We start from the raw sequence: 15,724 nt of genomic DNA on the forward strand, positions 1-15,724 counted from the left end.
TTGAGATAAAAAAAGCGAATGCGCTAAAAAATTGCACATCCGCCCTAAAATTGATGATGCTTATTCTTCTCCCTCAGGGTCAGTTGTAATGTCTTCTCCGAAATATTCTTGACTGATTTCTTCAAGTGTACCGTCTTCTCTAAGTGCCTCCAATGCTTCATTGATGGCTTCAAGAAGCTCCTCATTGTCTTGGGAAACGGCAATCGCTTGTTCACTTCGGCCCAGAAGTTCTCTTGCCTCAATTTCCAAACCTGCACCGATTGCTTCCTTACCTGTAACAAAATCAGTGATGACCGCATCATGCTTCCCTTTGCTCAGGGCTTCAAGTGCCACAACATCACTATCATAAGTTTTTATATTATCCGTTGCTTCACCAGCTGTCTCCGCATAAGTAGAGCCTTTTGATACAGCAACTTCCATTCCTTCCAGATCAGCCATTGTTTCAACATCACTATCCGGACGCACAAAAATCTGTGGACCTGAGTAATAATATGGTGTAGAGAAATCTACCTTCTCAGCTCGTTCATCTGTAATGGTATGACTTGCCACTGCTGCATCAAAACGGCCTGCCTGCACCCCTTCAACTATACCTGCAAACTTAAACTTCTGTTGTTCAGGGTCAAGTCCCAATTCCTCGGCAACCGCTTCAGCGACGTCAATATCAAAGCCTGTCATTTGTCCATCTCCGCCTGTATAACTAAAAGGCTTGAACTCCCCTGATGCGGCAAAGGTAAATTTGCCTTCATCGACTAAATCCAATCCGCTGTCTGATGCACTTCCAGAACCGTTGTCATCGGTTCCGCACCCTGTAATTAAAATGGCTGATAATGATAATGCTGCAAAACTAACTAATTTCTTCATTTTTCTGTAATGGCCCCCTTCAATTCTTTTTAAACTTATGTATTATGCTAACAAACTAATGGATGATTCACAAAATTCAAATTTACTGATAACTCTGCAAAAACCTTTGAATCAAGGGTTTACATCAAGTAAGCCCATCTTTTCATTGAAATCCATAAATTTGCCGGCACATCCTTAGTTTTCCTTTTCCCCTGCTGAATAATTTTAAACATCAGAATAGTAATTTAATTGTTAATCTTGCAATTTAACTTCTTCATCGTTCTATTAATCCTTTAATTAACTGGAAAATCAGGCTGTTTTCATATGAGTTGGTTCCCGCTTCAAATCATATGGAGACTTGGAGGCTTGATTTCCGCTAGTCTTATAAAATGTCTTAAGCATTCCGCTTCAATCGATGCTCCCTACACAAAAGGTTATAAAAGCATTTTTAGAAAAGAGACAAACAGTAGGAGAGCAAGTTTTTTTGAATGAAAACAGTTTTCAACATGCCTTGCAAATCGAGACACTTCTCCTGAACCACTTTTTGCTCCTGAAGTGTCTCTTATAACTCTCCTATGCTACACTTCAACTTCTTTTTGCTCTCGAAGTGTCTCTTACAACTCTCCTATGCTACACTTCAACCTCTTTTGCTCTCGAAGTGTCTCTTACAACTCTCCTATACTACACTTCAACCTCTTTTTGCTCCTGAAGTGTCTCTTACAACTCTCTTATGCTACATTTCAACCTCTTTTGCTCCTGAAGTGTCTCTTACAACTCTCCTTTGCTACACTTCAACCTCTTTTTGCTCCTGAAGTGTCTCTTACAACTCTCCTTTGCTACACTTCAACCTCTTTTGTCTCCTGAAGTGTCTCTTACAACTCTCCTATGCTACACTTCAACCTCTTTTGCTCTCGAAGTATCTTTAGAACTCTCCTATGCTACACTTCAACCTCTTTTTGCTCTCGAAGTATCTTATAGAACTCTCCTATGCTACACTTCAACCTCTTTTTGCTCCTGAAGTGTCTCTTACAACTCTCCTATGCTACACTTCAACCTCTTTTGCTCCTGAAGTGTCTCTTACAACTCTCCTATGCTACACTTCAACCTCTTTTTGCTCCTGAAGTGTCTCTTACAACTCTCCCATATGACACTTTAGCCTGTTTGTTTCTCCCGAAGTGTCTTATAGAAGTGCCTTATGAGATACTTGGACCTCATTTGACGTCCATAAAAACCCATAAAAAAAAGAGAACACCCGGCTTGGCGGATATTCTCAATTCCTATTTACCTTCTTGCATTAAGAGCTGCCCAGACCTGGTCCTTGCCCAAGCCAGTTTCGGATGAGAAGAGTATCACTTCATCTCCCTCTACTATATCCAGCCCTTCTTTTGTCGCTTTCAAATGCTTCTGCCACTTTCCTTTAGGAATCTTATCAGCTTTGGTGGCAATGATGACACAGCGAATCCCGTGATGTTTTAAGAATTCATACATCATAATATCATCCTGTGTTGGAGGATGGCGCAAGTCCACAATTTGAATGACTGCTTTAAGCTGTTCTCTCATTGTGATATACGTCTCAATCATTCTTCCCCATGCTTCACGCTCTGATTTTGATACTTTGGCAAATCCATAACCGGGAACATCCACAAAGTAGATGCTTTCTTCTATCTTATAGAAGTTCAGGGTCTGGGTCTTTCCGGGCTTGGATGAAATCCTTGCCATACTCTTACGGCCGATCATTTTGTTGATAAAGGATGACTTTCCGACGTTGGAGCGGCCTGCCAGAGCAAACTCGGGCAGATAATCTCCCGGGTACTGCTCTGGTCTTACTGCACTGATTACAAGTTCGACATTATTTACTTTCACTTCTCTCACCTACTAAAGCTGTTTCTAATACTTCTTCTATATGGGAAACCAGAACGAACTTCAGATCCTTTCTGACACTCGCCGGTATATCATCTATATCCTTTTCATTGTCTTTCGGTATGATGATTGTTCTTAGGCCGGCACGATGCGCACTAAGGGATTTTTCCTTCAATCCGCCAATTGGGAGAACACGTCCACGCAGGGTGATTTCCCCTGTCATGCCGACTTCACGTTTGATTTTCCGTCCTGTTAAGGCTGAAACCAAAGCTGTGGCAATCGTGATTCCCGCAGAAGGGCCGTCTTTAGGAACTGCTCCTTCCGGCACGTGGATATGAACATCATATTTCTCATGAAAATTTTCTTCTAAATTCAGATCGGCTGCTTGGGACCTTACATAACTGAATGCCGCTTGAGCCGACTCTTTCATGACATCTCCAAGCTTACCTGTCAACACCAGCTTCCCTTTTCCTGGAGACAGAGATACTTCTATTTGCAAGGTATCTCCTCCAACAGATGTATAAGCCAATCCGGTGGCAACGCCTACTTGGTCTTCTGATTCAGCCTGCCCATAACGGAATTTCTTCTTGCCAAGGAAATCTTCAATATTTCTTTCCGTGATGACAACTTTCTTCCTCTCGCCGGAAACGATCACCTTTGCGGTCTTGCGGCATAATGTCGCCAGCTGGCGTTCCAAGCCCCTGACTCCTGCCTCTCTTGTATAATAACGGACAACCGCCTGTACCGCGTCTTCTCTGACTTGCAGCTGTGATTTGGTTAATCCGTTTTCCTTGATTTGCTTTGGAAGCAGATGATCTTTGGCGATGTTGATTTTCTCCAGTTCCGTATACCCTGCAATCGTGATGATTTCCATTCTGTCCCTCAATGGACCCGGAATTGTGGAAAGGTCATTGGCTGTTGCAAGGAACATGACTTTGGAAAGATCATAGGTTTCCTCTATATAGTGGTCGCTGAAATTGGAATTCTGTTCTGGATCCAGTACTTCCAGCATGGCTGAAGATGGATCTCCCCGGAAATCGCTGGACATTTTATCGATTTCATCGAGAAGGAAGACTGGGTTGATGGTCCCCGCTTTCTTCATGCCCTGTATGATTCTGCCCGGCATGGCGCCAACATAAGTCCGTCGATGTCCACGTATTTCTGATTCATCACGCACGCCGCCAAGGGACACTCGCACAAAATGCCTGCCAAGAGATTCTGCGACTGATTTTGCCAGGCTTGTTTTACCCACACCCGGTGGTCCGGCAAGGCAAAGGATCGGTCCGCGGAGAGATTGAGTAAGCTTTTGAACAGCCAAATATTCCAGTACGCGCTCTTTCACTTTTTCCAGTCCGAAATGGTCCCTGTTCAGGATTTCCTCCGCTTTGATAATATCAAGGTCATCCTCAGTCTGGGCAGACCATGGAAGAGAGACCAGCCACTCGATATAGTTTCTGATTACTGCACTTTCAGCAGAGCTTGTAGGGACTTTTTCGTAGCGTCCCAGTTCCTTCAATACCGTCTTTTCAATTGCTTCCGGCATGTCGGCTTCTGCTATCCGCTGGGTCAGTTCTTCAATTTCACCGGTTTTGCCTTCTTTATCACCGAGTTCTTTCTGGATGGCTTTCATCTGCTCTCTCAAATAGTACTCTTTTTGAGTACGTTCCATCGAGCGCTTCACACGCTGTCCGATTTTCTTTTCCAGGTTCAAAACTTCTTTTTCATTATTGATCGTCTGGATGACCAGCTGTAATCTTTCTTTGATATCGAGCGTTTCAAGAACCTTTTGTTTTTCCTTCATTTTCAAAGGAAGATGCGATGCGACTATATCGGCAAGCCTTCCAGGTTCATCAATATCTGAAACAGTTGAATACGTTTCAGCAGAAACTTTCTTGGAAAGCTTTATGTACTGCTCGAAATAGTTCAGGAGCGTCCTCATTAACGCCTCTGTCTCAGATTCTTTATCCTCGATGTCTTCATGGGTGAAGATGTTCACCTCATAGAACTTTTCTTCATTGGTGAAATTATTGATTTCCGCTCTTTGGATTCCTTCCACCAGTACCCGGATCGTCCCATTGGGAAGCTTAAGCATTTGCTTTACCTTGGTCAGCGTTCCCATTTCATAGAAGTCTTCGACGCCTGGTTCATCTATATTCATATCTTTTTGAGTTGTCAAAAATATATATTGGTCATCTACCATGGCTTTTTCAAGCGCCTGGACTGACCGGTCACGCCCTACGTCTAAATGCAGGACCATCGTTGGATAAACAAGCAGACCTCTTAATGGAAGGAGGGGAAGAGTTAATTCTTTTTGTTTTGCCATAAATACACCTCCAAATATTCTTGCCCTTTTAAATCTCATAAGTCTTTGTACAATTCTATCTTATTTATAAATAGGTGTCCATTCTAGAGTGGATGGATCACTTTTAAAGGAAACCCTGTTAATCAAGGGTTCCAGCCTTCCGTTCCCGGTTCCAACGCCCCGGGTTATGGAAAAGGCTCCCTTATCTGGCCGGCAGCCTCAATGCCCTGCTGTGATGGTGAACATGATTATACTCATTCTAAACATATAAAAATCCAAGAGGGCGGGCTGAAACATACCCTCCCTCTTATTGTACAGGTAAGAATGATCACATTCATGAATTATGCTTAAGATATACTCTGCGTATTCCTCTAAGAAGAATAACTTAAACTGATAATTGATCACCTGATTTATACACTTTTTTTGTTCGCTTCTTCATTATATGTTATTTCTTCATCTGTTTTCTCTTTATCAAGCGCAATATTGAAAACTTCTTTCAAATGTTTGACAGGATAGACTTCTATTCCTTCGATTTCCTGAAGGAGTGCACCCATATTTTCATGCGGAATGACAGCAGCGCCTGCCCCTGCCAGTTTGGCCGCTTTCACTTTCGGATAAACTCCTCCAACGGGTTTGACAAAGCCATGGATACTGATTTCACCCGTTAAGGCGATATCCGATCTTACCGGAATCCGATAGATGGCTGAATAGATTCCCGTTGCCATGGCAATACCAGCGGAAGGTCCATCGACAGGAATGCCTCCCGGGAAATTCACATGAATATCAAACTGATCGGCAGGAACGCCCATCGAGCGCAAAACAGTAAGAACATTTTCAATTGATCCTTTTGCCATACTCTTTCTTCTGATGGATTTCCCTTTATCTCCAATGCTTTCTTCTTCAACGATTCCGGTAACATTGATACTGCCTTTTTCTGCTGCAGGAATGACTGAGACCTCGATTTCAAGCAGCGATCCCGTATTAGGTCCAGTAACCGCAAGGCCATTCACGAGACCAATAGCAGATTTTTCGTTGATTTTCCGGTCCATTCTTGGCGAGAGCTGACTGGATTGGATCATCCATTCGATATCTTTATCATCGATGAACTCCCTGTTTTCCGTGATGGCAAGACCCGCGACGATCTGCACCATATTAACCGCTTCACGGCCGTTACGGGCATAAGAAGCAAGAAGTTCCACGCCTTCCTTGCTGATGGAGATATTCACTTTGTCAGATGCATTTTCTGCAACTTTTATAACCTCTTCTTTGTTTAGTTCCCTGAAAAACACTTCCATACACCTTGACCTGATTGCAGGGGGAATTTCACTCGGCGTCCTTGTGGTTGCACCAATCAGCCTGAAGTCTGCCGGCAGGCCATTTTTGAATATATCGTGGATATGTGTAGGTATTTGTGTATTCTCTTCACTATAGTAGGCACTTTCTAAAAAAACTTTACGATCCTCCAGGACTTTCAACAGCTTATTCATTTGGATTGGATGCAGTTCACCTATTTCGTCGATAAATAGGACTCCGCCATGTGCATTGGTGACAGCTCCCTGCTTTGGCTGCGGAATGCCAGCCTGCCCCATAGCTCCTGCTCCCTGGTAAATCGGGTCATGAACAGAGCCGATCAATGGATCAGCAATCCCTCTTTCATCAAACCTTGCCGTCGTGGCATCTAATTCCACAAAAACCGAAGACTTTCTAAATGGTGATTGAAATTGTTCTTTCGCCTCTTGTAAAACAAGGCGTGCCGCTGCCGTCTTCCCGACACCTGGCGGACCATAAATGATCACATGCTGCGGGTTTGGACCGCATAGCGCAGCTTTGAGTGACTTGATTCCATCCTCCTGGCCGACAATATCTTTGAAGCTTTGCGGCCTTACCTTTTCCGAAAGTGGTTCTGAGAGTGAAATGGAACGCATTTTTCTTAGCTGCTCCATTTCTTTTTTTGATTCACGATCAATCGAAACCTTCTGGGTCCGCTGACTTTTTAATAAGTTCCAAAAGTATAAACCGATGACCACCCCGAAAAACAGTTGGATGATCAATGCAATTCCTGTCCAACTCATGCCTTTCCCTCCAGTAATAACTAGTTGTTAAGGGTAGTATCTCCTCGAGTTTGGAGGAATAAACAAGTTTTTCTAGGGTTAGGTAATTTGAAGAGATTACATTTATTGTAAAGGCAGATTCATGAGTGCTTTGATTTTCGATCCAGGGGAACGACTAAGCGGGGGTTCAATTGCCCGATGCTCCCGCAGGTGGTCGATTCCCTTCCACTTCAATCACCATTTATTTTCTTCTTTTTAAAAGACTGCTTTCGCAAAGATTGTTGCTGTTATAAAAGTAATGGATTTCCGCTCCATTCGCGCGACTCCGCGGGGCGGGCGTTGAAGTAAAAGCGGAAGCGGCCGTTCAGCGACGTACAGATTTTAGGACTCTCGCATGAGATAAAGGAATCACGAAGAGCTTAGGCGATTCGATGATGACTTATCGCAAGGAGAGAGACCGAAATAGCCGAGGAGGCTCATCCAGCTCCAGCGGCCAGCGACTAGCAGGTACGTAACCTTGGTCTCACCTGTCCCGCTAGTCCCGCAGGAGATCGCACGCCTTCCGCTCCAATCCTTATACGTTAAAAGTGGGGGAATTAACTAGCAATCCAAAGCAACAATCTTTTAGAAAGGCTGTTTTTTCATAAATTTTTGCTTTAATAAAATTCCACTTACCGGATCCCCTCTGAGTTCGGAATTTTTCTCTCTAAACAGGCAGATCAGCTCTTTTCTATGTTATTCCCGCTTAATTCTTGCGACCGTTTCCAAAATTTATACGAAATAGCAACAAAGTTTACGAACAGAGCCTTTATCTTAATTAACCAAATAACTTGCTGTTTAATTTATCTCAATCTTAAGTTATAAAGCAGGAGGTAAGGCTTAGCTGAATCATCTCCATCTCCAATGTATATAAATACAAAAAATCCTCCCTGTGCTAACAGGGAGGACCTTTTTTTGCTTATGCGGATGTTTTTTCTTCGTCGTTTCCTTTGATAACTGTACCGTCTTCCAGCAGAAGCTTTGGAGCTTCATTATCGGTAACCGTGCCTGGAGTGATGATACATTTCTTGATATCTTCTCTTGATGGAAGGTCAAACATAACCTCAAGCATGATGGTCTCGATGATTGAACGAAGACCGCGGGCACCTGTTTTGCGCTCAATCGCTTTATTGGCGATTTCTCTAAGTGCATCTTCTTCAAATTCCAATTCCACCTGATCGAGTTCAAGCATTTTTTGATACTGCTTAACCAGTGCGTTCTTTGGTTTTGTCAGGATTTCCACAAGAGCATCCTCATCAAGTGGTGTAAGACTTGAAATAACCGGCAGACGTCCTATGAACTCAGGAATCAAGCCGAATTTCAATAAGTCTTCAGGAACAACCTTTGCCAATAATGCTTTATCATTATCCACATTGACCGTTTTCGGATCGGAACCGAAGCCGATGACTTTTTGTCCCAAACGTCTCTTCACAATTTGTTCGATTCCATCAAATGCTCCGCCGCAGATGAACAGAATATTGGAAGTGTCAATTTGGATGAATTCCTGGTGCGGATGCTTTCTTCCACCTTGAGGGGGAACGCTGGCAACCGTACCTTCCAAAATTTTAAGCAAGGCCTGCTGAACACCTTCACCAGATACATCCCGTGTGATTGAAGGGTTCTCAGATTTTCTGGCCACTTTATCGATTTCATCGATATAGATGATGCCGCGCTCTGCTTTTTCCACATCATAATCAGCAGACTGGATCAATTTCAATAGGATGTTTTCTACGTCTTCTCCGACATATCCGGCTTCTGTCAGTGAAGTAGCATCCGCAATGGCAAATGGTACATTAAGTATGCGCGCCAAAGTCTGGGCAAGGAGCGTTTTACCGCTACCTGTCGGCCCGATCATGGCGATATTACTTTTTGATAATTCAACATCATCCACTTTGCTGTTCGAATTGATACGTTTGTAATGGTTATAAACAGCTACCGCCAGGGATTTCTTCGCCTGTTCCTGGCCGATCACGTATTCATCGAGGATTTCGCGGATTTCCTTTGGTTTCGGAACATCCTTGAATTCAACTTCTTCTTCCGTTCCAAGCTCTTCTTCCACGATCTCGGTACAAAGCTCGATGCATTCATCACATATATAAACACCCGGTCCTGCTACAAGCTTCCGGACCTGATCTTGTGTCTTACCACAAAAAGAACATTTCAATTGTCCTTTTTCATCGTTAAATTTAAACAATGAAATTCACCCCTTATAAAAAGCTATGTCGTTTCAAAAAATCAAGTTATGTATTGCATTTTATCATACTATATGTCCGGAAAGGAAATTAAACGATTTAACCAAATTTACGCCCGCTTATTAAGCTTTATCCAAAAAACGTCCATTCTATTCCTGATTTCGCGATTATGTAAATGGAATGTAAATGTTCCGGCTTTTTACCTAAGGAAAACACCGGTGCCGTTTTTCTTGGATGATACGTTAAAAAGGCTGTTGAATTCCAGTCCATCCATCCTTGCTAAGTTAAGTATAAGCTTCAAAAGAGACAGAGGGAAAAATTTCTTATTTTATAAAACAAGGCACGATTAAACTCGCGCCTTGTTTCTATAATTATTATTATGCAACAGTCTTGCTGTTATCAACAAGAACTTCTACTGCTTTACGGATTTTAAGATCTGTTTTCAGGTTATCAAGACCGCCAAGAGCCTGCTTGATGTTATCTGCAGCCATATTGTACTGCTCAGCTAATTTATTAACTTCCTCTTCAGCTTCCTCATCGGAAATTTCAAGGTTTTCTGCTTCAGCGATAGCTTCAAGAGTCAAGTTAGTGCGCACGCGCTTAGCTGCATCTTCTTTCATTTGACCGCGAAGATCTTCTTCTTTCTGTCCAGAGAACTGGAAGTAAAGGTCAAGGTTCATACCTTGCATTTGCAGGCGCTGTTCGAACTCCTGCATCATGCGGTCAACTTCCGTGTCAATCATTGCATCCGGAACGTCCACTTCTGTATTTTCAGAAGCTTTTTCTACCAATGTGTCACGAAGTGTTTGGTCTGCTTCGTTTTTCTTGGATTCTTCAAGACGCTTCTGGATTTTCTCTTTTAATTCTGCAAGAGTTTCAACTTCTTCATCCGCATCTTTTGCGAATTCATCGTCAAGCTCAGGAAGTTCTTTCGCTTTGATTTCATGAAGCTTCGTTTTGAATACAGCAGGCTTGCCAGCAAGCTCGGCAGCATGGTATTCTTCAGGGAAATTAACTTCGACTTCTTTTTCAGCGCCAGTTTCAAGGCCGATTAGTTGCTCTTCGAAACCTGGGATGAATGATCCTGAACCAAGTTCAAGTGAATAGTTCTCAGCTTTTCCGCCTTCGAAAGCTTCTCCGTCAACGAATCCTTCAAAGTCGATAACGACTGTATCGCCGTTCTCAGCTGCTCCTTCTTCTTTGACAGCAAGCTCAGCTTGTTTTTCCTGAAGTGATTTCAATTCGTTCTCAACATCTTCAGAAGTAACTTCTGTGTCCATTTTCTCTACTTCAAGCCCTTTGTATTCACCAAGTTTAACTTCTGGTTTAACAGTGACTGTAGCAGTGAAAATAAGCTCTTTGCCTTTTTCCATTTGCTCGATGTCAATTTCCGGGCGATCCACTGGCTGGATTCCAGTTTCTTCAACAGCTTTTGCATAAGCTTCAGGAAGAATTACATCCAATGCATCCTGGTAAAGAGATTCCACACCAAAACGTTTTTCGAACATTCCGCGAGGCATTTTCCCTTTACGGAAACCAGGTACGTTAACTTGCTTAACCACTTTCTTGAATGCAGCGTCCAAACCATTGTGCACTGTATCTGCATCTACTTCAATCGTAAGAACCCCTTGGTTCCCTTCTTGCTTTTCCCATTTAGCAGACATACTATTCCCTCCAACAATCTATAATTGATTATAGTTAATACAAAATAAATATTTAGATAGGTTTGCTCATGTATCAAAAGCACTATCTCTTCGAATATGAAAAAACTTCACATTGCAACCATTATATTATAACATATGAAATCCTTCTTTCAACTCATAGCACTAAAAACGAGTTTCCTATATTTGTTTTATAGGACCGGAGAGGAAACCCCTTCCAATTCGATGATGTACTCTTTAATGGATTTCAAATCATTTTCTGCATCAGCCGCTCTGTCTTCCAATCCCATTGCAAAAAGATCTTCTCCATATAGATCCAATCCAAAGGCAAGGTAAGCCAGCGCAGTATTATCAACCGGCCACTCCATTTCCAGTGGGTACAACAGAAAGCTGTGCCGGGTGAATGTTTCAATTACCTGCTGCTGCAGAGAAGGATTTCTCTGCGCAATCAATTCATCTATTTCTTCTGTCACTTCTTTGAATCGGCTGGTCTCAAAAACATCTTCCAAGCTTGCCGGCACACAAGTCATGCTTTGCCCGAATTTTCTGATTCCGACTTCTTCGTTAAAACCATGCTCTCTCAGAACATTGACAATCATTGTCTGGATAAAAGGATGCGCAGTTTCATTATCCAGCACCTCAAGCAGCTCTGTCAGATAAGGACGGATATTTCGGTTTACAAGCTCGGCCAAGATAAGCGTCTGCTCTTGAATTTCTTTTCCTTCCAGAATTTTTTCGTCTGCTGAAGGATGAGAAATCCCGCTGTCTTCATGAGATGGAGCTTCTTTTCCATTCAGCACCCTTCTGCTGAAAGATAATAGCTTGCTGAAGTGCTCTTCTTTCTCAAAAGGCACTTCTTTCTCATCAAACAAGGCACTAATAGTACCCACAACTTCTTTATGTTCATTCAACTGTATAAGGATCATTAAATACAATTCTACAACCTTAAAGTAGTCTCCGATTCCTTCTAAAAGGAGTTCCTTGCAAATTTCTTTCGCCCGCCGGTAGCTTTTGTTCTCATAAAGGGCGAGAACGAATGCGGCACCAACCTCACCGTCTTCCGGATCTATTTCATATGCCTGCCCAAACAAATCTGCTGCCTGGTCCAGCCTGCTGTTCTGGAGCGCATCCAGCCCCTTTTCGAAAAGCCGCTCTTTCAACCGCGGGAATTGAACGATGTTATCATCTTTATTTCCTTTATTCATCAAGGTTACCGCCCTACTCCATTTAATGATTTCAGTTTAGCAAAACTGCAGGGAATAAACAAAGGACAGAGGAGGTTATTTTGAAAAAGATCTTATCCTTGCGCCGCTTTAGGTAACCCTCGCTGACTCTTATTACCTTAATTGGGCAGCTAGACAGTTTCTTGGTTACCTTTTCTGACTCTCCTCACCTTATTTGGACAGCCAGGCTCTTCATTGGTGACCTTATGATTCCAGGAACGGCTGGTTCACCGCTCCCCATAAAATTGTAAACCAGCAGAGGGAGCCGGCTATTCGTTAATGCAGCAAAACAGCACCAAAAGAAACCCCTTCATCCATTTAAGTTTAAGGATCAAGGGGTTTCAAACGACGGTTTCAAAACCGTAATATGTAGTTTAAATGGCGTCCCAGGAGAGATTCGAACTCCCGACCGTACGCTTAGAAGGCGTATGCTCTATCCGGCTGAGCTACTGGGACTTGTTTCAGCGACAATATTTATTATATTTGAATAACAAATGAAAGTCAACACTTTTAAGTAACTTTTATAAAAATTTTATTGCCAGCTTTTTTAAAAATAGAAGGCGGTTCATTGCCGCCTTCTTATTATACAAAGAACGTCTGTGATAAATCAACAACCTCTTGATGATTATGATTGAAAAATTTTACCGAGGTGGATTCTTTTTCTGTTTCAATGAGCGCGTAGGTTCTTTCCTTTCGTCCCCTGGGCAGAAGAATGCTGCCAGGATTCACGAACAGTACATCCTCTATCTTCTCTGCCCCCAACTGATGAGAATGACCAAAAAAGACAATTTTGGCGCCATTTTCCTTCGCTAAATAATTGAGGTTCATCAACGTCATTTTAACGTTGTACAGATGACCATGAGTGGCGAGTATCCTCGTACCGTCAATCTCTTCTATAAGCACTTCCGGATAGGAAGGATCCATATCACAGTTACCGCGTACCGCAAGATATCCCTCCATTGCCGGGTCACTTGCTTTCAGTTCTGAATCTCCGCAATGTACAAATCCATCCACTTTCCCTTTATATGTGCTGTATAAATCCGTAATTTCCGTGTCGGAACCATGGCTGTCACTTACAACAATCAGCCTCAAAGTGAATCACCTGACAATTCTTCCAGATCATCTTCAAATTGTTTCAGCGCTTTTCCTCTGTGGCTGATCGATGACTTCTCTTCTGAGGTTAACTCGGCCATCGCTCTATCTTTCTCTTCCACAAAAAAGATGGGATCATAACCAAATCCATTCGTGCCGCGGCGCTCGTCCAGGATCTTCCCTTCACAAGCCCCTGAGTAGGTCCGCGTTTCTCTGTCAGGGCCGGCTATGGCAAGCACACAGTAAAATCGTGCGGTTCTCTCATTATAAGGAACTCCCTTCAATTCAGTGAGCACTTTATCCATATTGTCATTGTCATCCTTTGCCTCACCTGCATACCGCGCTGAATACACACCAGGACGTCCGTCAAGTGCATCAATGATCAAACCGGAATCATCTGCGATGACGATTTCATTCAAAACCGCAGATGCTTCTTCCGCTTTCAGTACAGCATTCTCTTCAAAGGTCTCACCTGTTTCTTCAATATCCTGGAAATCAGGGAAATCAAGCAAGGTCAGCACATCATACCCCTTTGGGGACAACATCCGCTCAAACTCCTTAGCTTTTCCATTGTTTTTTGTCGCGATTATTACTTTTCTTTTCATCATGAACCACCTCTCACTGTAAGTAGTCTTTTATTTTACAGCAGCAGGACCCAACAAGTTCCATGAGCCCTTTGCTCGCAAAAAGATAAGAGGCAGTCTCGGCTGCCTCTTATCTTGATTACTTATAGTATATCAAAAATTGTTCTATTAAAAACTAATCGTGTTTACATTTTCGGGACGAGTCACCGGTTCACTCAAAGTTTCCCCTTTTTCATTCACCAGTTCACCTTCGCCGTTTACCATGACTGCGACACTCTCAATTCCTTCCTGCTCGGTCAGGGATAAGACCAGAGAGTTCATAAAGTGCTCAGAGACAATTTTCTCTTCGAAGCTGCCATAAACCGCCTCGTTGAAATTAAGCGTCACTTGCCCATCATCCTTTACGGAAGGCTCATCCAATAAGGCTACCCCCGTAAAATCGCTGAGAAGATTCTTCTGATAACCCGGACCCTCGATAAGCTGCTGGACGACTGCTTCCACTTTATTATCCACTTTATTGCTGACCCGTTTAGTTACTGGCACATAATAGGTGTTATCGTCTTTTTGAGAGACAAAGTAGACAGTTACCGGATGGGTGTCGGTTAAGTCGGCAATCCCCGATGTGTCGACATTGATGCCTACTTTTCTGGATAATCCTTTCTCATCGATCGGAGTCCCGTTGACCGGCATCTCTGTCAACTCATATCCATTCACGCGGAGTTCAACTTTTTCAACTGACTCGAATTGTGTAAGTGTCCAGGTAACCGACTGGAGGATTTTCATCTCATCTTCAGGCTGATAATTTTGGAACTCGCTTGAAAAGTCGGCAACAGCCGTTCCGTCTTTAATGTTCACACTGATTTCAGTGCCTGCTGGCAGCACAGGACGAAAACCGTTAGGAAGCAAGTTTTGGACAGGTCCATCCGCTACAAGATAATCCAATGCCTGCTTAGCGACACTTTCTGTTTTCGGAAGAGCTAACGTCTGAGACACAACGTATCCGTCAGAATCAATCAAATATAATTCTGTCATAACATTTTCCGCTGCTTCCTCAGTTGAAGTGGAAGAAGTTACTTCGCCTTCAGCATTCTCTTCAGCCACATCCACTTTCTCGCCTTCTTCTAAGTACGATACATCAGATGGCGGATCAATCTTCGCTTTTTCGTCTCCACCTAATAATCCGCACCCTGACAGGTAAACGGACGAAGCTACCACTGTAAGCACAATCGCTGCTTTTGATTTCTTTGACATGGGGGAACCCTCCTCAGACAGTTTGTACTATATGTATACGAGCCCTTTTTGAAAATAGACCGAAAAAAAGGATAGAAATTTACAAGCCCGATATTTTTGAGAAGGGTTCGGTTACATATTTTACAGATGAGGAAGCGGGCTTTTCACGTTACCATCCGATACACCCATCAGCTGTCTGGATTCCTAGTTTTATGCTGTTTAAATCGCACTTTTACTGCATCAACTTCTTCATTTCTTTTTTCATGCTGTTTAACCCGCCTGTTTACTGCATCAACCTCTCCCACCTCTGCTTTTCATGCTGTTTAACTCCTCTGTTTACTGCATCAACCTTTCCCATCTCTGCTTTTCATGCTGTTTAAAACGTCCTTTTACTGCATCAACCTCTCCCATCTCTGCTTTTCATGCTGTTTAAAACGCCCTTTTACTGCATCAACCTCTCCCACTTCTGCTTTTCATGCTGTTTAACTCCTCTGTTTACTGCATCAACCTTTCCCATCTCTGCTTTTCATGCTGTTTAACTCCTCTGTTTACTGCATCAACCTCTCCCACCTCTGCATTTCATGCTGTTTAACCTGACCTTTTACTGCATCAGCTTCTCAGACCCCTAAACTACATGCTGCTTAAATCAC

At 42.9% G+C, this 15,724-nt stretch carries 10 protein-coding genes and 1 tRNA gene; all 11 read right to left on the minus strand.

The window, feature by feature from the left end:
* Nucleotides 1-60 precede the first annotated feature (60 nt).
* The 11 genes from B9Z54_RS20260 to B9Z54_RS20310 all read right to left on the minus strand — a co-directional run bounded on the left by B9Z54_RS20260 (nucleotide 61) and on the right by B9Z54_RS20310 (nucleotide 15,095).
* Nucleotides 61-861 (minus strand): transporter substrate-binding domain-containing protein, encoded by an 801-nt coding sequence (locus tag B9Z54_RS20260; protein ID WP_113930195.1) that lies wholly within the window; start codon nucleotides 859-861, stop codon nucleotides 61-63.
* A gap of 1,260 nt (nucleotides 862-2,121) precedes the next feature.
* On the minus strand, nucleotides 2,122-2,703 hold the full coding sequence (gene yihA / locus B9Z54_RS20265) for a ribosome biogenesis GTP-binding protein YihA/YsxC (RefSeq protein WP_113930196.1): 582 nt from the start codon (nucleotides 2,701-2,703) through the stop codon (nucleotides 2,122-2,124).
* Nucleotides 2,690-5,023 carry an endopeptidase La gene (gene lon, locus B9Z54_RS20270; protein ID WP_113930197.1) on the minus strand — a complete coding sequence of 778 codons (2,334 nt, stop codon included), beginning with the start codon at nucleotides 5,021-5,023 and terminating at the stop codon, nucleotides 2,690-2,692. The genes yihA and lon overlap by 14 nt, the downstream gene beginning before the upstream one ends.
* A gap of 389 nt (nucleotides 5,024-5,412) precedes the next feature.
* Complete coding sequence (gene lonB, locus B9Z54_RS20275) at nucleotides 5,413-7,074, minus strand: ATP-dependent protease LonB (RefSeq protein WP_113930198.1); 1,662 nt, start codon at nucleotides 7,072-7,074, stop codon at nucleotides 5,413-5,415.
* Between the two features lie 937 nt (nucleotides 7,075-8,011).
* The gene (gene clpX / locus B9Z54_RS20280) at nucleotides 8,012-9,286 is read right to left on the minus strand and encodes an ATP-dependent protease ATP-binding subunit ClpX (protein WP_113930199.1); all 1,275 of its coding nucleotides are present in this window, start codon (nucleotides 9,284-9,286) and stop codon (nucleotides 8,012-8,014) included.
* Between the two features lie 375 nt (nucleotides 9,287-9,661).
* On the minus strand, nucleotides 9,662-10,948 hold the full coding sequence (gene tig / locus B9Z54_RS20285; RefSeq protein WP_113930200.1) for a trigger factor: 1,287 nt from the start codon (nucleotides 10,946-10,948) through the stop codon (nucleotides 9,662-9,664).
* A 188-nt stretch (nucleotides 10,949-11,136) separates the two neighbouring features.
* The gene (locus tag B9Z54_RS20290; protein ID WP_113930201.1) at nucleotides 11,137-12,150 is read right to left on the minus strand and encodes a tetratricopeptide repeat protein; all 1,014 of its coding nucleotides are present in this window, start codon (nucleotides 12,148-12,150) and stop codon (nucleotides 11,137-11,139) included.
* A 397-nt stretch (nucleotides 12,151-12,547) separates the two neighbouring features.
* Nucleotides 12,548-12,624: transfer RNA gene (locus B9Z54_RS20295), tRNA-Arg, on the minus strand.
* A 126-nt stretch (nucleotides 12,625-12,750) separates the two neighbouring features.
* Nucleotides 12,751-13,260, minus strand: coding sequence for a metallophosphoesterase (locus tag B9Z54_RS20300; protein WP_113930202.1), 510 nt, complete (start codon nucleotides 13,258-13,260; stop codon nucleotides 12,751-12,753).
* Nucleotides 13,257-13,865, minus strand: coding sequence for an XTP/dITP diphosphatase (locus B9Z54_RS20305; RefSeq protein ID WP_113930203.1), 609 nt, complete (start codon nucleotides 13,863-13,865; stop codon nucleotides 13,257-13,259). Before B9Z54_RS20305 ends, B9Z54_RS20300 begins: the two co-directional genes overlap by 4 nt.
* Nucleotides 13,866-14,012: 147 nt before the next feature.
* Entirely contained in the window at nucleotides 14,013-15,095 is a 1,083-nt protein-coding gene (locus B9Z54_RS20310) for a GerMN domain-containing protein (RefSeq protein WP_113930204.1), read from the minus strand.
* Nucleotides 15,096-15,724 lie beyond the last annotated feature (629 nt).

The organism is Bacillus sp. P14.5 (assembly GCF_003316765.1).
In the GTDB taxonomy this organism is placed as follows: domain Bacteria; phylum Bacillota; class Bacilli; order Bacillales; family Bacillaceae_B; genus Rossellomorea.